Consider the following 22,356-nt stretch of genomic DNA (forward strand, 5'->3'; position numbering starts at 1 on the left):
TGCTTAGAAATCTATGTATAGTAGCACTTTTTATTATGATATCTTTATCTTTTAGCATTAAAACAGCCTATGCTAATATAAGCTTGATAAGCCAAATGACTCAGAGTTTTGATGTAATAGAGGGAGAAAGCTATCAAGGTTTATTAAAACTTTATAATAATGGTGATCAAGTCCAAGATGTCCGTATTTATCAAACAGATTACCGCTTTGATGCTGAAGGACATTCTTTTTATGAGAAAGCTAGCACCTTAGCCCGTTCAAATGCTAACTGGATTGAAATTAATAATTCAATAGTAAGTGTTCCACCCAAAGATAGTATCAATCTTCTTTATAAGGTAATCGTTCCAGAGGATAAGAAACTTGTTGGGACCTATTGGAGTATGATTATGGTAGAGCCACTTCCTATAAGAGATTCTAGAGGGTCTGCTAATTCTTTAATGGAAAAAGAGCAAGATGTCAAAATTGGAGTAAAACAGAGCTTTCGTTATGGGGTACAGATTGTAACAAACGTTGGTGATGATGGGAAGTATAAACTAAATTTCACTAATTCAAAGCTGAGATATGATGAGAAGAGAGATGGATATATCTTTCAAGTGGATTTAATAAATAAGGGAGAATATTGGCTAAGTCCTATGGTGTGGATGGAGATCTATGATGATTATGGTAGTCAAGTTGGTCGATTTAAGGGGAAGCAGTTACGAATTTATCCAGATACTTCTATCAGACAACAGATTAGAGTGGCTAAACTAAGAGCAGGTACTTATCAGGTGCTTTTAATAGCTGATAACCAAGATGATAATATCTTTGGAATTCGATATACCTTAAAGGTAACTGAGCCTTAATTAGGAGGCTATACCTATGGAGAATAAATTTATTTTGATAATCTCAATCATGTTCATATTGGCTAATATGATTTCAATTGTATCAGCCCAAGAATCCCCCTTGTTGATTGAAGTATTAACTCCCTCTATTGAAAGCTTACCAGGAGAACCAGTCACTTTATTATTTAGATTAACCAATATAGGAGAAGAAGAATTATCGTTTCTTCCCCAAGTAGAGCTTCCCGATAGGTGGGAGCTTTTAGTACCAATTGAATCAGTTGAAATTGCTCCAAAGGACTCTAAAGTTATCTTATTATCGATTAAAACTCCTACTGAGCTTAGGGCTGGTGACTACTCAATTCCTGTTTTTTTAAAAGGAAAGAATCAAGTTCAATTCTCCAAGTTTGAATTTAGAGTGTCAGTACCTATAGTAAAAGAGCTTAAGGTTATCCCACTTAATGCTCCCCAATATACCTTAGCTCAGCCTTATACTGCAAAATTTTTGGTACAAAATACAGGTAATACTCCACAGGATATTAACTTAACTCTAAAAGAGAACCTAGATATTTTCAGTAGAATTGAGCCTAACTCTGTTTATCTTGATGCTGGAGATTCTATTATTATCAGGGTTAAAGCTGATGTTCCTAAAGATATTACAGAATCAGCTATCCACCGATTGCAGCTTATTGCTCAAAATAAAGAGGATGCTAAGGTGAAGGATATTGCTAAGGTTTCGGTTGAGATTATTTCTATAATTTATTCTAAAGAAGAGTTGTATCATACTCTTCCTGTAGAGATGACATTTAGTAATGAAGATACTTTTGATTCAAATCAAATGGAATTAAGATTAAAAGGAAGTGGGCAGTTATCAGATAGAGATTCAGGAAAGCTATCCTTAGATATCAATAAAAAAAGCCAATCTATTAAATATACACATCCTGATTTCTTTATAGCAGTTGGACATCAGAATTTCTATCTTTCTCCCCTTACAGAAGATGGTGACAATGGTTTTGGGATTGATTTTAAGACTATGAATAGAAGGTGGAAGTGGAATCTAAATCGTTATAAGAATAGTGATGGTGACAATAGGCTAGGAGCAAGTCTTGCTTATCAATTGAATCAGGACTCCAATCTATCATTACAATTATTAACTCAACCAGAATTAGGAGACCTTTTAAGTTTACGAAGTAATCTTTCTCCAACTAAGAACTTTGGTGTTGATTTAGAACATGGAAGGCAGATAGAATCATCTGCTGAAGATTCATCTAGTGCATCAAGGTTGAAAGCTAGTCTTTCTAATGAGTTTTTATATACTAATCTTAAATGGGAGAGAAAGGATATAGGTTATCGAGGGATAGATAGTAATCGAAGAAAGGTTAATTTGCATGGTGAAATTTATTTTTTTAATCCACTCCGTCTTAATTTAAATTTTATAGATTATATCAAATATAAAGAGAAAGATACAACTATTTATCACGATAGAAATTTTAATATAGCTCTGACTAAGAGTTTAGAAAAAAATTATTGGAATTTTAAATATAATTATTCAGATAGCTTAGATTTAGAAGAGTTAGAAAGAATCGATCAATATGGCCAATCTATCTATCTTACAAATAAGAGATATTTGAGTAAAGAGCGTTGGCTCTATCAAAGGATAGGAGCCAAGAAAAGCTTTGATAGAAGGAATAATGAAAGGGATATATTAGCTCTCTATGATTTGAATTATCACATTCCATATAGAGAAGATAGTTTAGAGCGTTATTTAGAGATAGCAGTACCATTAAATAGTAACTCTAAAAAAGAGCTTGGTTTTGGTTTCCGGCGTGCTTATAAGATTAATGATTATCTTAAATTATATTTAAAGATGAAGGTAGAAGATATTTTTAGTGAAAGATATTTGGTATCTGGAGAATGGGAATATAAATCTTTGAATAAATGGAAGTTAACTGTTGAAAGTAGAGTTAGATGGTCACCCAAACTTGATAAGTCAGATTTTAAAATAAATGTTGCTTATAAAATTCCATTTAATCTGCGGTTAGGTCATCGTTCTGATATTGGTCAGCTTTCAGGATGTTTTTTAGATGAAAGTGGAAATGGGATTTCTGATATATTAGTACACTTAGATGGCTTAACGGTACTTACAGAAAGTGATGGTTACTTTGAATTTCCTGTTGTTGCTACGGGAGTCCATTATCTTACTGTGCAATCAGATAAGCTGGGGGCAAATGACCTAATAATTCCTAGAATTCCTTGGAAGGTAAAGATTGATTCTGGTCAGAAGATAGAACAGAATTTTAGGGTTATGAAAGGGGCAAGTCTAAAGGGGAGACTAAAGATGATTAAAGCAACAGAATCTACTTTAGAAGCAGGTGGAGTTTTTGGTCAAGGGTCTGAGAAAGATGATATGAATTTTGTTAAAGATATAATGATTGAGCTTGTTAATGAAAAGCAAAGCTATCGCTATATAACTGATAAAGAAGGAAGATTTCACTTTGATTATTTAGTGCCAGGAGAGTGGACACTTCGAGTTTATAGAAATGGCTTACCAAAGTCATATAAAATTGAACCCCAACAGAGAAAAGTAAGACTAGAATCTGCTGAAAATAGAACTATAGAAATTAAGATTATAGCAAATTTACGACCGATTAATATGATAGAGGGAAAAATACTGGAGGTTGAATCTGATTAATCTTGATTGGAGTCTGTCACCTGTTCTTTTACATTATTAACCAAATGAATTAGAGGTACATATAATATATAGAGGTTAATTCAATTGAAGAAAGGGGTGACATTAATATGAATTTAAAAAATAATCTAATTAAGATATTACTGTTATTATTAATTATTATTTTTTTCACCTTACTAACTGTAATAGTTATAGATTATCTATTTGAAGGTAGGGTAGATAACTCAGCTTCAATTACAGATAAGAGTGATTATGATAATATCAACCAGTATCTTAAGGATAGCAAATATAATAATCTAAAAGGTTTAAATAAAGCTCCTAAGTTAAAGAATCTAAATAAGTTGCGGACAGCTCTATTATTATATTTAGAAGACTACAATCACTTACCAGATAAATTAGAAGATTTAGTAGGGGAATATCTAATTAATATTCCTGTAGAAACTATATCAAATAGTAATAGAGTTACCAATACTTTAGACTTTTCAGGTGGATGGTACTATAACTCTCAGATTATGCAAAGTGAGCTTAATAAGATTATTGAGAAGAGTTTACAAGCAAATATAAAGCATAATTCCAGTTTAGATACAAGCTTTTATCCAATCCAAATTTTAATAGAGAGAAGCAAACAGAGATTATATATAATTCAGAAGGAGAAGATAATAAAAAGTTACCCTATTGCCATAGGAGGGGCTGATAGTCCAACTCCAACTGGAGAGTTTAGAATTAAAAGTAAATATATTTTGAGCAGTGAACAAGAAGAAGTATATGGTAAGTACTGGATAGGGATTGACTTGTGGACTAAAGGAGGAGGATATGGAATTCATGCAGCTACCGACTCTAAAATAGATATTACTAAACAGTCTTCAAGAGGCTGTATCAGGATGAAAAAGGATGATTTAAAGGAACTATATGATTTAGTTCCCCTTAGGACGAAGTTAGTGATAAAGTAATAGTAAAAGAAATAATAGACAAATAATACTAAGGTTAATTTAGATACTATATCTTTAAATTTTTATTCTAATAGCTATCTTAGTTGAATAATATAGATTAGAAGCCCTATGAATTGAGGATCAGCTTATCTATTTGTAAATATTAACAAAATAATAGGGATAATTAATTATCCCTATTATTTTGTTTTCAGTATATTAATTTTATATTCATTAATTGATAAAGGGAGGATATATAATGGAAGTATTGAGAAAAATCAACTTACCTAAGAAGTATGAATTACGCATGAGAAGAGATGTTAATATTGGAATAGGTCATTTATCTAATTCTAATGAAGAACAGGTTCCAGGTTATCTATCTGTGAAGGTTGACAATTATAATCTTGATTATAATCAGGTTGAATTTTTTGGTGTTGATAAGAAGGGGAAAGAGGTTTCAGGAAAAGGGGTGCTTCCCTCACATATTGGAAGCTCTCAGACAGGAGAGGTTATTCTTCTGTTTAATATAAGTAGGTTGACTGAAAGTAGGCAATTTACTGACGAAACAGTAGAGGGAGTAATCACTCTATCAGGTCAAGAGATTGGCAGAGACCAAATAGAGTCTAACCCATCGATATATTTAGGATAGTTAGATATACTTACTTAATTAATTATAAAGTGTCGCAATATCCCCATATTCTATCATTTCCGATTTTAATTTTGAAGCAGATATATTTATAGATGGAAAAAGGAAGAGATATCAACTAAAGTTGATATCTCTCTTTTGCTATAAGTTCCCCAGTTTCTAAAAAGAAGTTGAAGATTAATTTGTCCTTATAGAAGTATTCTTTGGTGATAGTGAAAAGATGATAACTATTATCTATTTGCTTGCCAATCATCTGTACTTTATATCCACGGTAGTAGATATCTTCTACTCTTCCATTCAATAATAAGATTAATAAATTCTTATTAAAATCAATATTCTCAGGATAACTTATTCCTAATCTATTTAGTACAGCTTTGGATTCAGTTTGATTATCTAGAATATACAGCTTACTTTGATATCTATTTGCCCAATTATCATTAAATTTTTTTGTTCTAATACTTAAAGGAATATATTCTACAGCAGGATAAGGCAATATTTTATCAGGATAACCTAAGGTCATAGACTCACCTCCTTAATAATATATATATGAAAAAGCTACAAATCAGGATTATCCAATAATTGTAAAGGGTAGTTATGCACATTTTAGTTTTTGGCGCATATATTTATAAATGAAAGGAGTTTAATAGAAAGAGAGGAGGAATAAAATGGCAATTAATTTTAAAGAAGAACAAGTAAGAGTAGAATATGTCATTGGAGAAGATACAGTTAGAGAATCGATTACTAAAGAGGTTACAATACCTGTTACAGAAAAACCAGATATAGAGAGAATTTTAGAAGTGAATACAAAAGTTGAATCCACTGAGGTGACTGTTGAAGAGGGTGGAGTAACAATCGATGGGGTAATTGAAGTAGGTGTTATGTATGTAGCTGATACCACTGAAGGTGATCAACCAGTACATTATTTCCATGGGGAGCTGACCTTTAGCAACTTTGTTGATATTCCTGAAGCAGAGGATTATATGAGTGCCTATGTTGATGTTGATATTTTAAGATCTAGCTATGATTTTATTGATGAAAGAACTGTAGAAGTAACTGTTGTTCTTAAAAAGTTTGCTAAAGTCTTTGATTATCGACAGATGACCATTATTACCGATGTAACAGGGATTAGAGAGGAACTAGTAGAGAAGGAATTATTAAGAATTGAGAATGTAGTTGGAGAGAATACTTATCAAGTAGTAGTAGAAGGAATTGTTGATGTTCCTACAGTTAAACCAGCAATTGAAAGAGTTTTAAAGGTTGAAGGAGGAGCATTAGAAGATAAGAATGTTGAAATAACTGATGGAGCAGTTATAGTAGATGGTCAATTTGAAGTCGGAGTTATGTATGTTGCAGATACGACGGCTGATGATACTCCAGGTACACAACCAGTCCACTTCTTTGAAGGGGGACTTACATTCTCAGAGGTTATTGATGTTCCAGATGCAGATGAAGATATGTCATCCTTTACTGAGGTTAAGGTCAAGAGATGGGACTATACAATTACAAATGGAAATAGACAAGTAGAGGTAAGAGCTGTAATAGAGGTCTTTGTCAAAGTTACTGAGCCTAAACAGGTGATGGTAGTAACAGGAATTGATAGTGACAGAGTTGAAGTCGAAGAAGAATTATTAAGGGTAGAAGAGGTAATCGGGGAAGATACAGTAAGTGAAACTATTACCGAAGACCTTATTGTACCAGATGTTAAACCTAATATTGAACGTATTTTAGAGACCAATGCTCAACTGTCCAATACAACATGTATTGTAGAAGATGGTGGTGTATTAGTAACTAGTGAGGTAGAAGGTAGTGTCCTTTATGTAGCAGATACTACAGCAGATGATAGTCCAGGAACCCAGCCAGTCCATTACTTCCACCGTCCATTTAATATTGAAAACTTTATTAATATTCCTGAAGCAGAGGCTGGTATGTCTTGCCATAGTGACATCGAGATTAAGAAGGTTAAGGGTAATAGGTTAAATAATAGAACTGTTGAAATGGTAGTTACCTTAAGGAAGTTTGCTAAAGTAACTAACTTCAGACAGTTGACTATTGTTACAGATATAGTAGTTGTATCTCCTGTAGTAGATAGAGATGAGTGTGAGCGACCATCTAAGATAATCTATGTAGTTCAAGCTGGAGATACCTTATATAAGATAGCTAAGCGCTATAGAACAACAGTAGATGCTATTGTTGATGCTAACAACCTAGATAACCCAGATTATTTAGAGGTAGGACAGAAGTTAATTATACCAAGGTGTATAATTGATGACCGTGATCAACCTAGAAGACCGAGAGGTTAATAAATAAAAAGACTGTAGGAATTTAAATTCCTACAGTCTTTTTATTTTTTTGGTACTTCCATAATGATTGGCATAATCATTGGGTTTCTTCTAGTTTCATTATAAATAAAGTCTCTTAAAGGATCTTTTAGTTTGGTCTTTAGTTTAGACCAGTCGGTGATATTCTTCTCCTCACACTCTTTTAAGGCTATATTTAATCTGTTTTTAGCCTCTTCGATCAACTCTTGAGACTCCTTCATATAAACAAAACCTCTTGAGATAATATCAGGGCCTGCTAATACCTTTCCTGTACCTGATTCAATAGTAATAACTACGATTATAATACCATGCTCTGATAATATTCTTCTATCTCTTAAAACGATATTTCCAACATCCCCAATTCCAGAACCATCAATTAATATCTTCCCTGTTGATACAGGAGATGCAAAGTAGGCATTCTTTTCACTGACCTTTAGTCGTGACCCATTTTTAGCTATGAAGATATTGTCTTCTGGAATACCAACATCTTTTGCTAATAATGAATGGTGATAAAGGTGGCGGTATTCACCATGGACAGGGACAAAATATTTTGGCTTGGTCATATTAAGCATCATCTTTAGCTCTTCTTGATAGGCATGACCGGAGACATGAACATCTAGCTCCCGTCCATAGATTACTTTAGCGCCTTTTTCAAAGAGCTGATTGATAGTCTCGCCTACAGACCTTTCATTTCCAGGGATAGGTGTTGCAGAGAGAAGAACTGTATCTCCTTTATGTAGATTGATCTGTCTATGATCACCTCTAGCAATTCTAGTTAAAGAAGCCATAGTCTCCCCTTGGCTACCTGTCATCAGATAGACTATTTTATGATCAGGTAGGTTATTAATCTTTCTTATTTCTAGAAGCATGTCATCAGGAAAGTTAAGATAACCTAAATCTTTGGCAATTTTAGTATTAGCAATCATACTTCTTCCTGAAATAGCAATCTTTCTCCCAGTTTCATAGGCTGCATTAATAATTTGTTGTAATCTATCTAGGTGAGAAGAGAAGGTAGCTACAATAATTCTCCCATCTGCTTTTTCAAAGATATTATTAATAGTATCATTGACTACTCTTTCAGATACTGAATAACCCTTATGCTCTGCATTTGTACTATCAGATAATAAAGCTAAAACCCCTTCTTCCCCTAATTGAGTTAATCCGTTAAAATCAGTAGGTTCTTCATTGATTGGGGTTTGGTCAAATTTGAAGTCACCTGTGTATAAAACAGTTCCAGAAGGGGTTTTTATTCCCATAGCAACAGCATCTGGGATACTGTGATTTACTTTAACAAACTTGATTTTGAAAGGGTCTAAAGATATCTCTTGTCCAGCAGATATTTGTCTTAATTCCGTTGAGCCCATTAAACGATGCTCTTCTAATTTCTTCTTGATCATACCTAAAGTTAATCTAGTTCCGTAGATAGGTATATTGCTAATCTCTCTTAAGAAATAAGGAATTGCGCCGATATGGTCTTCATGACCGTGGCTAATTAACATTGCTTTAATTTTATCTTTATTCTCAATTAGATAAGAGATATCAGGCATAACCAAATCAATGCCAAGCATATCTTCTGTAGGGAACATAATTCCACAATCTAAAATTAAGATTTCATCATTATATTCAATTAATATCATATTATTCCCAATTTCTCCTCTACCACCTAGAGGTATAATGGAGATTTCCGCATTTCTTTTCATATATATCACCTCAAATATTATTATATACATAATTATACTCTTTAATCCATTAGAAGTACAGTGTCAATCTGGGATTTTAATCTGTTGACCAGGGTAAATAGTGTTTTTATTCTTAATATTAGGGTTAATAGCTATGATTTTTTCAACAGTAGTATTGAATTTTTTAGCAATCTGATAAAGGGTATCACCTGTTTTAACTGTATAATAGGAGTAACCGCTTTTATTCTTTGAATCTGTTCGTCGATTCTGTCTAATTTCAACGGGAGTACCAATACTTACTCTGTCATAAAGAAACTCTGCATCTTTATTATACATTCTAACACATCCATTTGAGATAGCTTTACCTATTGATGAAGGTTGATTGTTGCCATGAATTCCATGCATACGATGAGTAAATTGCATCCAACGTGTTCCCAAGGCTTTATTATAAGGATTTTTTAACTTATTAATGATTGAAAAGTTTCCTGTAGGTGTAGGTGTACTTGCTTTACCAATGGCTACTGGAAAAGATCTGACTACTTGGTTGTTCTGATAAAGATATAGAGTTCTTTCATCTAATATAATTAATATTTTAGCCATAACTAGACCTCCTTATCAATTTATTTTCTTAGATTATTATATTAATTTAGAGGCTAATAAGTTAAAATTAATTATGTAAGCTACAGATACTATAGATTTGTATTCTGGATTCAAATTTAAATATGACGTTATAGATAGATATTAAGACACTTTTTAATAGTCACTAGCTACTGGCTACTAGCCTCTAGCTTTATAAGTTCTTAGCTAATAGCAGATTTATCACGGAGGGTTTATGATTTTCAAACCCGTAGGAGAGGCCAGAAGCTAGTAGCTAAACTGTCGCAATATCCCCATTATCCAATAATTGTTATCTTCAAATTTGACTGATTTTATAAATAATTAGAATAAAAGGAAGGGTATTTATAACCAAAAATTGGATATAATAGAGATGTAGCGATATAAGTGGAGGTAAAATGAGATGAATAGAAGAGATGATAATCTAATAATTAAACTGATTATAGAGATCTTAACAACGATAAGGGTCAATACTTTTATAAAAGAGCATAGAAAGCTGATCTATCAAAAGAAGAAGCAGAACTCTTTAAATAAGATTATTGATGGTCATACTATAAGAGCTGACATGTTTACAATAGAGTTAGAAAGTTTAAAAGAGGTAGGCTTAAATTACAGTTTAAATAAAATAATTATGTTTTCTCAGCTAGAAGACAATAGTCTATTGGATTTAAAACAGCTCTTTATGAAGAGTGAATCAGATGATCGGTATCTAATTTTAGATGTTGATGACAGAGAGAATATGAATTTAATCAATAGCAACAACATAAATAAAGTTATATATTGCAGTCTCTCTGGAGATAATATCTTAATTAAAAAGCAGGTTAAAGCAGGAAGAGTTGCTGTCTATTTAAAAGATGATAATCTAGTTATATTTGATGGGGAGGACGAGCTTCCAATTTTAGCAATTTATCGCTTGGTTAATCTATCAAAGAAAGTTGGCTTGTTGAAGATTAAAAGCTATCTATTTATAGTAGCCTTTGCTTTTACATATAGGGTCCCTCTTTATCTGATCCGTTCATTCTTCTGTAACTATAGCCCATTAAGTGAAGATGATTTGCCAGGAATCTTTTATAAGAGCAATAATAAGAAGGAGTTTACTGTTAAATGACTAACTAACTATATAAGAGCTTAAATAGTGAGGTGGATATAGTCATGGATAATATAGATTTAGTTGCACATGCAAAAATAAATTTAACATTGGATGTACTAGCAAAGAGGGAAGATGGGTATCATGAGGTAGAGATGATTATGCAGACTATAGACTTACATGATAGAATATTATTTACCAAAATCGATACAGGAATTGAGATTGTAAGTAATCATCCGGAAATCCCAACTGACAAATCAAATTTAATTTATAAGGCGGCTGAGCTGTTATTTAAGGACTTTAAATTAGAAGGTGGTCTTAGAGTTAACCTAGATAAAAGAATCCCTGTAGCAGCAGGTTTAGCTGGTGGTAGTAGTAATGCTGCTGCTACCTTAGTAGCTATTAACAGGTTATGGGATTTAAGGTTGACATCAGAGCAGTTAGCTAAAATAGGAGGAAGGTTAGGGGCTGATATTCCTTTCTGTATTAAAGGAGGAACTCAGTTAGCAACAGGAATAGGGACAGACTTAAAAAAGTTGACTAAATGTCCACAACTTTATCTTATTCTTGTCAATCCTCCTCTTTTAGTATCAACTGCTAAAGTTTATGGTAGCCTAAATTTAGAGCAGGCTGATAAACATCCATCCACAGATGAAGTTATAAGGGCTCTAGAAGAGCAAGATAGAGGATTTATTATCGAGAATCTGAGTAATCTTTTAGAGAGTGTTACCCTAAAAATTCATCCTGAAGTTGCTGAGCTAAAGAATAAAGTAGCTAAGCTATCTAATAAGGCTTTAATGTCTGGAAGTGGACCCACTATATTGGGATTTGTGTCAGCAATAGAAGAAGCAGAAAGTATTAAAAGTAAGTTAGAAAAAGAATTGCCTAGAGAATATAGGGTAGTAGTTACTAAGACAATTGATCAGGGAATAGTAGAGATTTAATAAGTATTAAGGGAGGAGAGATTAATGGGCTTAGATGCTATAGTTTTAGCAGGAGCTAAGAATAATGGGAGATTGTCTGAAATCAGTAATCAAGATTATGAGGCTTTAATTAAGGTTAATGGTAAGGCTATAACAGAACATATACTAGATAGATTAAGGGAAGTCTCTTTAATAGATAATATTATAGTAGTAGGTCCTAGTCAATTAAATAAAAGCAATATTGATAAATTTATTCCCTGCCAAGATTCTTTATTAGAGAACCTTAAGTTAGGATTACAGACATCAAAAAGCCCCTATAGTTTAGTCTTTACTTCTGATATTCCCCTAATTACCGTTGAGGCTATAGAAGATTTTTTAGCTAGATGTGAGGGTGGCAAGGCTGCCTTTTATTATCCCATCATTCCTAAAGAGTTTGTAGAAATCTCTTTCCCAAAAAGTAATAGGACTTATTTTTCTTTAAATGAAGGTACTTTTACAGGTGGAAATATCTTTTTAGTTAATGGAGATATAGTCTTAAGGTTAGAAGAGTTGTTAGAGAAGATATTAAAATGGAGAAAGAAGCCTTGGAAATTGGCTTACCTATTGGGATTTACATTTATAATCAAGTTACTGACTGGAAAACTATCTATAGCTTTAATTGAACAAGAGGTATATAAACTAACAGGGTATATAGGAAAGACTATTATCTCTGACTATCCAGAGATTGGATTTGATATTGATAAGCCCGCAGATTATAAGATGATAGAAAAAATTTACAAAGGTTCGGATGTAAAAAGTAATTGACCTATTTACAAAGAGCATAATTAATGATAATATGAGAAGAAGTAAAGTTTTATAAAAAATTAGGCTCGAATGTTCGGAAGGAGTGGCATGCTTTTAAGATGAAGATGCGGCGGAGTGAAAGGATTGTTGCTGTAACTAAGATATTAACTGACCAACCCTATAAATTAATCTCCTTAAATTATTTTACTGAACGCTTTAATGCTGCCAAATCTACTATCAGTGAAGACTTATCTATTATTAAAAAGGTTTTTTCTGTAGAGAAGATGGGCAAGATTGAAACAGTATCAGGAGCAGCAGGAGGAGTTAGATTTATTCCAGATAAAGGGGTTAAGGATATTCAAAATGTAATCTATGAATTATGTGAATATCTATCTGATTCAACGAGAATTTTGCCAGGTGGCTATTTATATATGACCGACTTAATTTTCAATCCTGCTTTAATGGATAAGGTTGGGGAGATATTTGCTACTAAATTTTCTGATTTAGGAGCCGAGTACATAATTACGATGGAAACCAAAGGGATTCCTATTGCTTTGATGGCTGCTAGAGCCTTGAACTTGCCTCTTGTTAGTATTAGAAGGAGTAGTCGAGTTACAGAAGGTTCGGTGGTAAGTATTAATTATGTAACAGGTTCCTCTAGGAAAATACAACAGATGTCTCTATCCCGTAGAGCTTTACCAGAGGGTTCTAAGGTAATTATTATTGATGATTTTATGAAGGCTGGCGGTACAGCTAAAGGTATGTTGGATTTGATGGGTGAATTTAAGGCTGAGGTCTTAGATTTAGGAGTATTAGTAGAGACTGCCCAGCCAACAGATAAATTAGTTGAGGATTATACATCTTTAGTTGTATTAGAGAATATTGATGATTTTAAAGAAGAGATAATTGTTAGACCTAGTGGCTGGGTGACTAATTTGAAATAAATTATTACTATAGTAAAGGAGGAATTCTTATGGCAGAATTAGACTCTGAAAAGCCAGTTTATTCTATTGGTGTTGTTCAAGAAAAGACAGGTTTGACAGGAAGGCAGATCCGTTATTATGAAGAGTCGGAGTTGATAAAGCCTGCTAGAACTAAAGGAAATCAGAGAATTTACTCTCAAAGTGATATTGAAAAGTTAAAAGAGATTAAAGAGATGTTAGAGAAAGGATTAAATATAGCAGGAATCAAAGAAAAGTTAGGTACTGTTAATGAAACTAAGAAGAAGAAGAAAAGAGAGAAGAGCAAAATAGGTGATCCCCTATATGATGGAAGACCTTTGACTAAATTTAATAGGGGAAAACGAGGACTTACTTCTTTGTATCCAGTTTCTGATAGAGCTCAACTTTTAGAGATTTTAGATAAAAAAGATAATGATAAAGATAAAGACTAAATCCTCTTGCTTAAGCAAGAGGATTCATATTGTTGTTAAACCTTTATAGATTCAGATAGTTTTAACTATGAAGCCTCTGCTTTGTGATAGAATAAATTAAATTTAAATACATATAATAATCTTGACAGTAAACTCTCCCTTTGTTATAATACCTGTGATTAACTAGTAAGTACTAATAAATAGATTCTTTAGATTTTCTAGTAATAATGGAGTAGTTACTCCATTTTTTATTTTATATACTAACTAATTAAGTAGGAATAGTGATTGTAAAATTAAATTTTTTAGTTTTTATTGATTACTGCTCACTTGTTATATGTTACTATCATTTAACTTTAATCTAAATTTTATTCTAAAGTTGAATGACTATATATTCTCTGGCTAGGGAAGGAGTTACTATGAAGATTTATCTAGACACTGATGAACTCTATCAAGATAGACTCTATGAACATAAGTTGGCTGTGATTTTAGGTAGGGGAAAGAGACTAAAGAAGATGCTAGATACATTCCCTACAGAGTATGACTTTAAAAGTGCCTCTCTAACCAGAATAGCAAGGACAATTAATATTGAGAATAAGAATTCTAAAATTTTATTACAACTAAGAGAATTAGATAAAACTTATAAAAAATTGACTAATCCAAAATTTGATATTCATTTGAGTAGAAAACCAAATGCTAAAGTTATTATGTGTATCGATACTGAGTATTTATGGAGTGATTTGGATTCTATTCAATATGCTATTAAAGATAGTCAAGGTTGGAAACTTGGAATTATCTTTACTAATAAAGATTTAGCTCCAGCAGTAGAGATTGTAAAAGGAATTGAAATATTAAAGGAGATTATTTCTGAAGTTAAACCAGATATTTTTGTAGGACATAATTTTAATTGTGATATTACTGTATTAGAGAAGGCTTATGGTAGTAAAATTAAAGCCTTACATAATTATGATGATACAATGAAGATGGTCAGAAATAGTAACATATCTAATATTATCTCAGGAGCGAGTTTAGATAAAATTATTGAAAGCCTATTTGATGGTAATACAATTGGATTATTTAATGCATATCAGGATTTAGATCTCTTTATTAAGTATGGCTTAAAGGACGCTATTTATCCAATATATGCTAGAGAATATTTTATGACTGGCAAATTACCAAAGATTGCTGATAAAATAAAGATTAATCGGATTATTAAATCTGAGGTTTGGAATTTAATAGACTTTGATTCTATTTTTCTAAAGGAGGAAGATTAATGGGTAGATTAATGACAATTACTTTGGCGGCAGGCAAGGGTACTAGAATGAAATCTAAACTACCAAAGGTGCTACATCAAGTGGCTGGTAAGAGTATGGTACAGCATGTTGTTGATACAGCTGATAGATTAAATCCTATACATAATATAGTTATAGTAGGTTATAAAGGGGAATTGGTAAAAGAGAAGACTGAGGGTAAAGTTGAATTTCTAACACAAGAAAAACAGTTAGGTACAGGCCATGCCGTTATGCAAGCCAAAGAGCAATTAAAGGATTTTGTCGGTACTGTGTTAGTCTTATATGGTGATACTCCTTTATTGACTACAAATACTTTAAGCAATTTAATTAAAGAGCATGAAGAACAAAAGGCAGCAGTAACTATTTTAACAACAAAATTAGATGATCCAACAGGCTATGGTAGAATTGTTCGTAACTTAGAAGGTCATGTTACTAAGATCGTTGAAGATAAGGATACAACTAAAGAAGAAGCAGAGATTAATGAGATAAATACTGGAATTTGTTGCTTTGATAGTGAATTATTATTAGAAGCTTTGGCTAAATTAGATACAGATAATGCTCAAGGAGAATATTATTTGACAGATGTTGCTGGAATTTTGGCTAAAGAAGGTAAATTGGTTACAGCAGCAGTTACTGATAATTATGAAGAGACTATAGGAGTTAATACTCGTAATCATTTGGCTAAAGCAGAGAAGACGTTAAGACTAAGAATTTGTGAAGAGCATATGACAAATGGAGTTACAATTATTGATCCTAATAATACATACATAGATAGTGAAGTTGAAATAGGTCAGGATACAATTATTTATCCTTTTACTTTTATAGAAGGAAAAACTAAGGTCGGTGACGAAGTAGTTATTGGTTCACAATGTAGAATAAAGAATTCTTTTGTCGGAAGAGATGTAAAGATAGAATCTTCTACTGTCATTGAAAGCGAAATAGGAGCTGCAAGCTTAATAGGTCCTTATGCTTATTTGCGTCCAGGAACTAAAGTTGGTAATGAAGTTAAAGTTGGTGACTTTGTAGAGATTAAGAACTCTCAGATAGGTAATGGTAGTAAAGTTCCTCATTTAAGTTATATTGGTGATACTATTATTGGGGAGAATACCAATGTTGGTGCAGGTACTATTACTGCTAATTATGATGGAAAAGATAAGCATAGAACAGTTATTGGTGATAATGCCTTTATTGGAAGTGATTCTACATTAGTGGCACCACTGAGAATAGGAGATAATGCAACAACAGGTGCTGGTTCAGTAGTTACCAAGGATGTAAAAGAAGGGGATATAGTTATAGGTGTTCCAGCTAAGTCAATGGATTAGTTCTTTATTATAACTTAATATAAATATAAAGATGTATACTATTAACAGGAGGTCTATATTGATGCCATCAAGCAATCAAGAACTGAAGATTATTACTGGTAATGCTAATCCAAAATTAGCAGAAGAAATTTGCAAATGTTTAGGGACAAAATTAGTCAATGCAGAAGTCAAGAGATTTAGTGATGGAGAGATTGGGGTTGAGATTGAGGATAGTGTTAGAGGTGACCACGTCTTTGTTGTTCAACCAACTTGTCCAGCGGTTAATGATAATCTAATGGAATTATTAGTTATTATTGATGCCTTAAAAAGAGCCTCTGCTAAAGAAATTACTGCAGTAGTTCCTTATTATGGTTATGCTCGTCAAGATAGAAAGGCAAAACCTAGAGATCCAATCACTGCTAAATTGGTTGCCAATTTGATAGCTGAATCTGGTGCAGATCGTGTAGTTGCTATCGATTTACATGCTCGTCAGATTCAAGGATTCTTCGATATTCCTGTAGATAATTTATTGGGTGCTCCAAGGTTAGCAGAATACTTTAATGAGAAACAATTAGAAGATGTAATTGTTGTAGCTCCAGATATTGGGGGAGTTAAAAGAGCACGTGATTTTGCTGATAAGCTAAACACTTCTATTGCAATCATAGATAAGAGAAGACCTAAGGCTAATGTATCTGAAGTTATGAACATAATCGGTGATGTTGATGGGAAGAATGTAATCTTAGTGGATGATATGATCGATACCGCAGGTACTATCTGTAATGCAGCTAGAGCATTAAAGGAGCATGGTGCTAAGGAGATATTTGCTACCTGTACCCATCCATTATTCTCTGGTCCAGCTATAGAAAGATTAGAAGAAGCTCCAATAACTGAGTTAGTTGTTACTAATACGATTCCTTTAGCAAAAGAGAAATTAGTGGACAAGTTTACTGTCTTATCAGTAGCTCCATTGTTATCTGAGGGAATAGAAAGAATATATAAAGATCTATCTGTTAGTGTTTTATTCTAGTTTTTTTGATACTTTAATTTAAAAGTGTTATAATAAAGTTTATGAGAAAATTTAAAAAAGGAGAGATTAGTCATGGATCGTTTACAACTTAAGGCTGATATTAGAGAACAAAAAGGAAAAGGTGTTGCTCGTCAATTAAGAAGAGAAGGTCTTGTTCCTGGAGTTCTTTATGGATTGAACCAAGAACCTGTTAACTTAAAATTAGATGCTAAAGAAGCTAGTAGAGTTACTGGTGGAAATGCTATTATTGATTTAACTTTAAGTAATGGGGACAAAGAGACTGTAATGGTTAAAGATGCTCAATTAGAGCCTGTAAAAAAAGACTTATTACACATTGATTTATATAGAATCAATATGGATGAGAAGGTTACAATTGAGGTTCCAGTAGAATTAGTTGGAACTGCTGCTGGTACAAGAGAAGGTGGAATTTTAGAACAAATACTTAGACAAGTTGAAGTTGAATGTTTACCTACAAATATCCCAGATAAGATTGAAGTGGATGTTACAGAATTGACAGTAGGAGACTCTTTAAATATTGGAGATGTAAATACTGGAGATATCACTATCTTAACTGATGCTAGTGAAACAGTTGCTACAGTAGTTGCTCCTGAAGCAGCTCCAGCTGAAGATGCTGAAGAAGAAGAAATCACTGAACCAGAAGTAATCGGTGAAGAATCAGATGAAGAAGAAGAGGAAGAGTAATCTTACTCAATTTGAGGCGTAATCATTATGATTGCGCCTTATTTTAATTAGGGATTAAATAAGAACTCTATAAGTATTAATAGCTTTATTTTGGAGGTGTTAGAATGAAGTTGATAGTTGGCTTGGGAAATCCAGGCTTTAAATATGAAGCGACTCGCCATAATATAGGCTTTATGGTGGTTGATTATTTGGCTAAAGAGTGTAGAGAGGAAGTGAGCAGTAAGGAGAAGAAGTCTTTAGTAGCTAAAACTAGAATTGCTGGAGAGAAGGTTATTTTAGCTAAGCCCCAAACCTTTATGAATAATAGTGGAGAAGCAGTAAGAGCTTTAGCAGACTATTACAATATTGAAAAAGAAGATCTTATTGTAATCTATGATGATTTAGACTTGGAGGTAGGTCAAATTAGATTAAAACCTAAAGGTGGACATGGTGGGCATAATGGTATCCGCTCGATCATCAATCATTTAGGGACAAAGGAATTTAATAGATTGCGTGTAGGGATTGGTCGTCCAGTTTATAGGACGGTCGTTGATTATGTCTTAGGAAAGTTTAGTAAAGAAGAAGAGGATAATATTAAAGAAGCAATAAAGGAGTCAGCTTCAGCAATTAGACTTTATCTAGAGACCGATTTGAATAAGGCTATGAATAAATATAATTAAATATATTATATCTTTAAACCTGAGAATATTCTCAGGTTTTTGTATATTTACAGTTGATTGGGCTATAATAATCAGAGAAATTCTATATAATTTCATCATCGCTGTTTAACTATAATTAATTTGGGAGTCTATTATGAACTTCATATTTACAGGATTATTAGCTTCTTTTTTAGCTTTTATTAGTAATCGTTATTTAGTATCTAGGATTGGGAATCAAGCTATAGTCTATATTATTCCCATATTAGAAGAGAGTTTAAAGACAGTATCTTGTTATATATTTGGAGCTAATTTAATATTAGTTCACCTTATCTTTGGTATTATCGAAGGCATTTTTGATTATTTTAATAATAAAATTGCTGCTTTATTGGCTGTGCTCAGCCATCTCTTGTTTGCTTACATAACTTTAACTCTTTGGAATCTTAGTAATATAGTATTGGCTATTTTAATAACATCACTTATTCATATAGGTTGGAATTATTTAATAGGGAGGTTAATGCTATGAATGTGATTTATCGCTGTGATAAATGCCATAAAATAATTGAGCACCTTCAATTGGAAGACTTTAATCAACAAAGTCTAGGCTTAAACATCTTGACTGACCAAGAGAAAGAGGATATAATAAAAATGGAAAATGATACAGTATATATCGATTTGACCTGTGATGACTGTATAGAAGAGTATGACTGGTCAAATTTTATCAATAATGAGCAGATACATTAAAGACTTTGCAGCTAAGGGTCTTAGGTAAACCTAAGACCCTTTAGCTTATTTTATGATACTTTATACTAGATTAATTATTCTTATAGGTATCCAATTCTAAAGTTGGATACCTATATATTAACTTTGTTTTAAAGGGGAAGATTTCGATGGGACAGAATTTATTAAACTTAATGGATGAGCATTTAGAATTTAAGAATCTAATGACCTATTATCATTTAGAAGAAGAAGTAAAGATAATAGGATTAGATGATAGTAGTCAGAACTTCTTTCTTGCTAATCTGAAAAACAAATTGAATAAAGGGCTATTAATTGTTGCTTCCACTATGCAAAAAGCAGATGATATCTATGAAGATTTGACTAGATTGCTATCAGAAGATGAAGTTCTACTATTTCCTAGGTTGGAAATTTTGCCCCATGAATCTTTAGAGGTAGAAGAGAGCATTAAGGCTGAGAGGCTAAGAGTTCTTAATAGCTTGGTTAACAATGAGGATAAGCTGATTGTAGCGCCTATTCAAGCATTACTAGAGGTTATTATCCCTCAAGGAGTTTATAAAGATTATCTAATTAATTTATCTTTAGACCAAGAAGTAGATATTCAAAGCTTAGCATCATCTTTGGTAGAGATGGGTTATGAGAGAGTTGATATTATAGAGTCTAAGGGTCAGTTCAGTATTAGAGGTGGAATAGTAGATCTCTATCCTTATACTGTAACTCAGCCAATTAGAATAGAGCTATTTGGTGATGAGATTGAATCGATCCGTAACTTTGATATAGGGACACAGCTCTCTAAAGGTGAATTAAGTGAAGTACAATTAGGACTAGCTACTGAGTTTGTTATACCTAGAGATAAAATAGATGTAGCTGTAAAGCAAATTAAGAAGAGTTTAGATAAAGAAGCTAAGGAGATGTCTCAAGAGAATAGACAAAGAATTAAAGAGCTTGTCTATAATAATCTAGAACAGATGGAAGAAGGTATCTACTTTCCAGAGATTAGACAGTATCTAAGTTATTTTTATCAGCCCACTACTTTACTAGATTACTTTAGCGATATTATAGTTTTTGATAACCCAATCAAGTTGAAAGATGCTGCTATTGAATATTTATCAAATATCAGTCAGAGCTACTCTAATTTGTTAAGGCAAGGTAGGGTATTAGAGAGTTATAAGGATTTGTTTATAGATTTTAATCAGTTAATTTATAGCAAAGATAATTATAAGCTATATCTATCTTCAATTACTAAAGAGATAGATTTTATCGATACTAAATTTACCATAGAGCTTAATAGCAGAAGACTAGAAGCTTATCAGGGCAAGATTCAGCTATTTGTTGATAAACTTAAAGGCTATTTTAATGAAAATTATAAAATTGTAATTGGTCTATCAAGTAAGAGCAAAGCTGAAAAGTTAAAAGAAAGGTTACAGGAAGCAGATTTACCTGCTGTTGTAATTTCAAATATTAAAGATGAATTGAGGTTAGGGAATATAGTTTTAACTGTAAATAATCTATCTAACGGATTTATCTTACCTGATATTAACTTTGTCTTTTATACTGAAAATGAAATTTTTAAGAAGAATAAACGCAAAAGAAAGAGGGTTAAGGCCTTTGACCAAGGGGTTAAACTCTCCTCTTTTACTGATTTAAAGCAAGGTGATTATGTTGTCCATGAAAATCATGGTATCGGTAAGTATTTGGGAATAAATACTTTAACAGTACAAGGTAAGAGTAAAGATTACCTTGTCTTATTATATGCTAATGATGACAAGCTATATATACCTACAGAACAAGTAGATCTAATTCAAAAATATGTAGGCTTGCATGATAAAGAGCCAAAATTACATAAGTTAGATGGAGATAACTGGAACAAGGCTAAAGCACGGGTTAAAAAGTCTGTTGAAGAGATGGCAGAAGAGCTATTAGAGCTCTATGCTAAAAGAGAGCTGCAAAGAGGGTACTCTTTTGGAGAGGATACTATTTGGCAACAGGAGTTTGAAGAGGAGTTTCCATATCAAGAGACCCCAGACCAGATAAAGGCAATTGAAGCTGTTAAGGAGGATATGGAGTCTGAGCAGCCGATGGATAGACTCTTATGTGGTGATGTAGGCTATGGGAAGACAGAGGTGGCTATTAGAGCAATCTTTAAGGCTATCATGGATGGGAAACAGGCTGTATTCTTAGTTCCTACGACTATTTTAGCCCAACAGCATTGGAATAACTTAGTTGACCGTTTTGCAGATTATCCTATTAATGTTGAGATGCTAAGTCGATTTAGAACAGCTGCAGAGCAGAAAAGTAGTATTGAAGGTTTAGCTGATGGAAGTGTAGATCTTATCATAGGAACCCACAGGTTATTATCTAGTGATATTAAATTTAAAAATTTGGGGTTAGTAATAGTTGATGAAGAACAGCGCTTTGGTGTAAAGCAGAAGGAGAGATTGAAGAGGTTAAAGGAGAGTGTTGATGTATTGACCTTAACTGCTACACCGATTCCACGAACCTTACATATGTCCTTAGTTGGGGTTAGAGATATAAGTTTGATAGAGACACCACCAGAGAATAGATATCCTATTCGTACTTTTGTAGGAAAATATGATGAGGATTTAATTCAAGATGCGATTCAAAGGGAGATAAATCGTGGCGGACAAGTCTATTTTGTACATAATCGGGTCAAAGATATTAAAGAGATTGCTGCTCACATCCAGCACTTAGTTGGTTAGTGTCATGACATCGTTAACTTTTTCTAATGCTTAAGTTTTGTTCCATGACATCGTTAACTTGTTAGAGCTACTTTTATTCCATGACATC

General features: G+C 32.8%; 21 protein-coding genes. 18 read left to right on the forward strand and 3 right to left on the reverse strand.

The window, feature by feature from the left end; genetic code table 11:
* The first annotated feature begins 35 nt into the window (after positions 1–35).
* From BX659_RS13235 to BX659_RS13250, 4 genes are all read left to right on the forward strand, one after another.
* The gene (locus BX659_RS13235; RefSeq protein WP_143786667.1) at positions 36–842 is read left to right on the forward strand and encodes a hypothetical protein; all 807 of its coding nucleotides are present in this window, start codon (positions 36–38) and stop codon (positions 840–842) included.
* A gap of 16 nt (positions 843–858) precedes the next feature.
* Positions 859–3,510, forward strand: a complete 2,652-nt coding sequence (locus tag BX659_RS13240; protein WP_097017854.1) for a hypothetical protein — start codon at positions 859–861, stop codon at positions 3,508–3,510.
* Between the two features lie 107 nt (positions 3,511–3,617).
* Entirely contained in the window at positions 3,618–4,457 is an 840-nt protein-coding gene (locus BX659_RS13245) for a L,D-transpeptidase (protein ID WP_097017855.1), read from the forward strand.
* A gap of 235 nt (positions 4,458–4,692) precedes the next feature.
* Positions 4,693–5,082: a hypothetical protein gene (locus BX659_RS13250; protein ID WP_097017856.1), complete on the forward strand. Its 390-nt coding sequence runs from the start codon at positions 4,693–4,695 to the stop codon at positions 5,080–5,082.
* A gap of 115 nt (positions 5,083–5,197) precedes the next feature.
* On the opposite strand, the gene BX659_RS13255 is transcribed toward BX659_RS13250, so the two are convergent.
* Positions 5,198–5,599, reverse strand: a complete 402-nt coding sequence (locus tag BX659_RS13255) for a hypothetical protein (RefSeq protein ID WP_097017857.1) — start codon at positions 5,597–5,599, stop codon at positions 5,198–5,200.
* A gap of 145 nt (positions 5,600–5,744) precedes the next feature.
* Between BX659_RS13255 and BX659_RS13260 the strand changes: the two genes are divergently transcribed.
* A complete protein-coding gene (locus BX659_RS13260; protein WP_097017858.1) occupies positions 5,745–7,379 on the forward strand; it encodes a DUF3794 and LysM peptidoglycan-binding domain-containing protein in 1,635 nt (544 codons plus the stop codon).
* A 41-nt stretch (positions 7,380–7,420) separates the two neighbouring features.
* Here the strand turns inward: BX659_RS13260 and BX659_RS13265 are convergent, their stop codons facing one another.
* Positions 7,421–9,097 (reverse strand): ribonuclease J, encoded by a 1,677-nt coding sequence (locus BX659_RS13265; protein WP_216358781.1) that lies wholly within the window; start codon positions 9,095–9,097, stop codon positions 7,421–7,423.
* 63 nt (positions 9,098–9,160) lie between these two features.
* Positions 9,161–9,676 (reverse strand): L,D-transpeptidase family protein, encoded by a 516-nt coding sequence (locus BX659_RS13270; RefSeq protein ID WP_097017860.1) that lies wholly within the window; start codon positions 9,674–9,676, stop codon positions 9,161–9,163.
* Positions 9,677–10,094: 418 nt separating this feature from the next.
* On the opposite strand from BX659_RS13270, the gene BX659_RS13275 reads away from it, so the two are divergent.
* The 13 genes from BX659_RS13275 (at position 10,095) to BX659_RS13335 (ending at position 22,268) form a co-directional block, all read left to right on the forward strand.
* Complete coding sequence (locus BX659_RS13275) at positions 10,095–10,799, forward strand: hypothetical protein (protein WP_097017861.1); 705 nt, start codon at positions 10,095–10,097, stop codon at positions 10,797–10,799.
* 44 nt (positions 10,800–10,843) lie between these two features.
* Positions 10,844–11,722 carry a 4-(cytidine 5'-diphospho)-2-C-methyl-D-erythritol kinase gene (ispE, locus tag BX659_RS13280; protein WP_097017862.1) on the forward strand — a complete coding sequence of 293 codons (879 nt, stop codon included), beginning with the start codon at positions 10,844–10,846 and terminating at the stop codon, positions 11,720–11,722.
* A 24-nt stretch (positions 11,723–11,746) separates the two neighbouring features.
* Entirely contained in the window at positions 11,747–12,505 is a 759-nt protein-coding gene (locus tag BX659_RS13285; protein ID WP_097017863.1) for a nucleotidyltransferase family protein, read from the forward strand.
* Positions 12,506–12,603: 98 nt separating this feature from the next.
* Positions 12,604–13,428: a pur operon repressor gene (purR, locus tag BX659_RS13290; protein WP_097017864.1), complete on the forward strand. Its 825-nt coding sequence runs from the start codon at positions 12,604–12,606 to the stop codon at positions 13,426–13,428.
* 29 nt (positions 13,429–13,457) lie between these two features.
* Positions 13,458–13,877: a MerR family transcriptional regulator gene (locus BX659_RS13295; protein ID WP_097017865.1), complete on the forward strand. Its 420-nt coding sequence runs from the start codon at positions 13,458–13,460 to the stop codon at positions 13,875–13,877.
* Positions 13,878–14,272: 395 nt separating this feature from the next.
* Positions 14,273–15,127 (forward strand): hypothetical protein, encoded by an 855-nt coding sequence (locus BX659_RS13300; protein WP_097017866.1) that lies wholly within the window; start codon positions 14,273–14,275, stop codon positions 15,125–15,127.
* A complete protein-coding gene (glmU, locus tag BX659_RS13305) occupies positions 15,127–16,467 on the forward strand; it encodes a bifunctional UDP-N-acetylglucosamine diphosphorylase/glucosamine-1-phosphate N-acetyltransferase GlmU (RefSeq protein ID WP_097017867.1) in 1,341 nt (446 codons plus the stop codon). Before BX659_RS13300 ends, glmU begins: the two co-directional genes overlap by 1 nt.
* Before the next feature lie 61 nt (positions 16,468–16,528).
* On the forward strand, positions 16,529–17,473 hold the full coding sequence (locus BX659_RS13310) for a ribose-phosphate diphosphokinase (protein WP_097017868.1): 945 nt from the start codon (positions 16,529–16,531) through the stop codon (positions 17,471–17,473).
* Between the two features lie 72 nt (positions 17,474–17,545).
* Positions 17,546–18,175, forward strand: coding sequence for a 50S ribosomal protein L25 (locus BX659_RS13315; protein ID WP_097017869.1), 630 nt, complete (start codon positions 17,546–17,548; stop codon positions 18,173–18,175).
* 104 nt (positions 18,176–18,279) lie between these two features.
* A complete protein-coding gene (gene pth, locus BX659_RS13320) occupies positions 18,280–18,834 on the forward strand; it encodes an aminoacyl-tRNA hydrolase (RefSeq protein ID WP_097017870.1) in 555 nt (184 codons plus the stop codon).
* A 133-nt stretch (positions 18,835–18,967) separates the two neighbouring features.
* Positions 18,968–19,336 (forward strand): hypothetical protein, encoded by a 369-nt coding sequence (locus tag BX659_RS13325; RefSeq protein WP_097017871.1) that lies wholly within the window; start codon positions 18,968–18,970, stop codon positions 19,334–19,336.
* Positions 19,333–19,554 (forward strand): anti-sigma-F factor Fin, encoded by a 222-nt coding sequence (locus tag BX659_RS13330; protein WP_097017872.1) that lies wholly within the window; start codon positions 19,333–19,335, stop codon positions 19,552–19,554. Before BX659_RS13325 ends, BX659_RS13330 begins: the two co-directional genes overlap by 4 nt.
* A 146-nt stretch (positions 19,555–19,700) precedes the next feature.
* Positions 19,701–22,268, forward strand: a complete 2,568-nt coding sequence (locus BX659_RS13335; RefSeq protein ID WP_106231917.1) for a transcription-repair coupling factor — start codon at positions 19,701–19,703, stop codon at positions 22,266–22,268.
* Positions 22,269–22,356: the final 88 nt, after the last annotated feature.

The sequence above is a fragment of the Orenia metallireducens genome, from assembly GCF_003001995.1.
In the GTDB taxonomy this organism is placed as follows: Bacteria; Bacillota; Halanaerobiia; order Halobacteroidales; family Halobacteroidaceae; genus Orenia; species Orenia metallireducens_B.

What these genes read in the sequence shown, in the direction of transcription:
- BX659_RS13235 (WP_143786667.1), top strand. Translation starts at nt 36, where the DNA reads ATGATATCTTTATCTTTTAGCATTAAAACAGCCTATGCTAATATAAGC.
- BX659_RS13240 (WP_097017854.1), top strand. Translation starts at nt 859, where the DNA reads ATGGAGAATAAATTTATTTTGATAATCTCAATCATGTTCATATTGGCT.
- BX659_RS13245 (WP_097017855.1), top strand. Translation starts at nt 3,618, where the DNA reads ATGAATTTAAAAAATAATCTAATTAAGATATTACTGTTATTATTAATT.
- BX659_RS13250 (WP_097017856.1), top strand. Translation starts at nt 4,693, where the DNA reads ATGGAAGTATTGAGAAAAATCAACTTACCTAAGAAGTATGAATTACGC.
- BX659_RS13255 (WP_097017857.1), bottom strand. Translation starts at nt 5,599, where the DNA reads ATGACCTTAGGTTATCCTGATAAAATATTGCCTTATCCTGCTGTAGAA.
- BX659_RS13260 (WP_097017858.1), top strand. Translation starts at nt 5,745, where the DNA reads ATGGCAATTAATTTTAAAGAAGAACAAGTAAGAGTAGAATATGTCATT.
- BX659_RS13265 (WP_216358781.1), bottom strand. Translation starts at nt 9,097, where the DNA reads ATGAAAAGAAATGCGGAAATCTCCATTATACCTCTAGGTGGTAGAGGA.
- BX659_RS13270 (WP_097017860.1), bottom strand. Translation starts at nt 9,676, where the DNA reads ATGGCTAAAATATTAATTATATTAGATGAAAGAACTCTATATCTTTAT.
- BX659_RS13275 (WP_097017861.1), top strand. Translation starts at nt 10,095, where the DNA reads ATGAATAGAAGAGATGATAATCTAATAATTAAACTGATTATAGAGATC.
- ispE (WP_097017862.1), top strand. Translation starts at nt 10,844, where the DNA reads ATGGATAATATAGATTTAGTTGCACATGCAAAAATAAATTTAACATTG.
- BX659_RS13285 (WP_097017863.1), top strand. Translation starts at nt 11,747, where the DNA reads ATGGGCTTAGATGCTATAGTTTTAGCAGGAGCTAAGAATAATGGGAGA.
- purR (WP_097017864.1), top strand. Translation starts at nt 12,604, where the DNA reads ATGAAGATGCGGCGGAGTGAAAGGATTGTTGCTGTAACTAAGATATTA.
- BX659_RS13295 (WP_097017865.1), top strand. Translation starts at nt 13,458, where the DNA reads ATGGCAGAATTAGACTCTGAAAAGCCAGTTTATTCTATTGGTGTTGTT.
- BX659_RS13300 (WP_097017866.1), top strand. Translation starts at nt 14,273, where the DNA reads ATGAAGATTTATCTAGACACTGATGAACTCTATCAAGATAGACTCTAT.
- glmU (WP_097017867.1), top strand. Translation starts at nt 15,127, where the DNA reads ATGGGTAGATTAATGACAATTACTTTGGCGGCAGGCAAGGGTACTAGA.
- BX659_RS13310 (WP_097017868.1), top strand. Translation starts at nt 16,529, where the DNA reads ATGCCATCAAGCAATCAAGAACTGAAGATTATTACTGGTAATGCTAAT.
- BX659_RS13315 (WP_097017869.1), top strand. Translation starts at nt 17,546, where the DNA reads ATGGATCGTTTACAACTTAAGGCTGATATTAGAGAACAAAAAGGAAAA.
- pth (WP_097017870.1), top strand. Translation starts at nt 18,280, where the DNA reads ATGAAGTTGATAGTTGGCTTGGGAAATCCAGGCTTTAAATATGAAGCG.
- BX659_RS13325 (WP_097017871.1), top strand. Translation starts at nt 18,968, where the DNA reads ATGAACTTCATATTTACAGGATTATTAGCTTCTTTTTTAGCTTTTATT.
- BX659_RS13330 (WP_097017872.1), top strand. Translation starts at nt 19,333, where the DNA reads ATGAATGTGATTTATCGCTGTGATAAATGCCATAAAATAATTGAGCAC.
- BX659_RS13335 (WP_106231917.1), top strand. Translation starts at nt 19,701, where the DNA reads ATGGGACAGAATTTATTAAACTTAATGGATGAGCATTTAGAATTTAAG.